The organism is Streptomyces milbemycinicus, from assembly GCF_002154605.1.
Taxonomy (GTDB): Bacteria; Actinomycetota; Actinomycetes; order Streptomycetales; family Streptomycetaceae; genus Streptomyces; species Streptomyces milbemycinicus.
In genome coordinates this window covers 1-812 of sequence record NZ_MUNE01001119.1, presented here as the reverse complement: position 1 = coordinate 812, position 812 = coordinate 1, and the positions used below count along the sequence as shown (strand labels likewise).

General features: G+C 64.3%; 1 protein-coding gene. It reads left to right on the top strand.

Translation table 11 applies throughout. The features are described from left to right. Window positions 1–213 (top strand): hypothetical protein (locus tag CCN51_RS55565; protein ID WP_158104796.1); only part of this gene is annotated, 213 nt, incomplete at its 5' end. Between the last annotated feature and the right edge of the window lie 599 nt (window positions 214–812).

Below are 812 nucleotides of genomic sequence, written 5' to 3'. Positions count from 1 at the left end.
TACATGACGGGCAGCGGCGGACACGCCGGCGCCTCGCTCCAGTGTTTCGGCACCAGCTGGGACGACGCTTTCAACGTCGCCGTCACGTGCAAGCGGTGGGACAACGGATACGAGTACCGTCACGACGGGCCCAAGGTCCAGACGGGCCAGGTCTCCACCGTGTGGTGCGACCTGAACGCGGGAATCGTGCACCTCGCCTACGTGGCCTGGTAGGACGGCGCTCGGTGGGCCGGCGGCGCGGAAGCGGCCGGCCCATCACCACGCCCGGCGCAGGACCGACACCGGGTGCCGAGAGGAGTGGCACCCCTTCACTGCGACAAATCCGATGCTGATCACTGAGTAAGCGGTGTGGTTGTCCTGTGGATGCAGTGATCGTTTCAGGATTCAGTGTCGTGGTGCGATGCTGCTCTGAGCAGGGATTTTTGTAGGGCAGGGATGTTGAGATGGCCCCTGAACTGTGAGTGTAGTGATCATTTCAAATTGTAGTGATCGGATCGGGATTCCTTTTTCTCGGAGGGCTTTGGCTTGCCACCGCCGGGGAGACGCCGAAGCCCAGCGCCGTACCGTCGCCTGCGGCGCGACCGAGACTCAGCTTGAAGCGGCCCACCCGGGCGAGGAGTTGCCTTAGTGGTCCGGTCCGGAAGTCCTTCGGGAGTTGACGGCGGAGCCAGGGGTGTTGTCCCGTCTCACAAGATCTCGCCTCCGTCTCACCTGACCTTGTTCAGTTCGCATTCCGGGAACAAGGTCAGGTGAGCCTGTCCAGGCCGGCGCCGGGCTCCTGTCCTCAGCCGCGCGGCGCCTTGCCGGGCCGA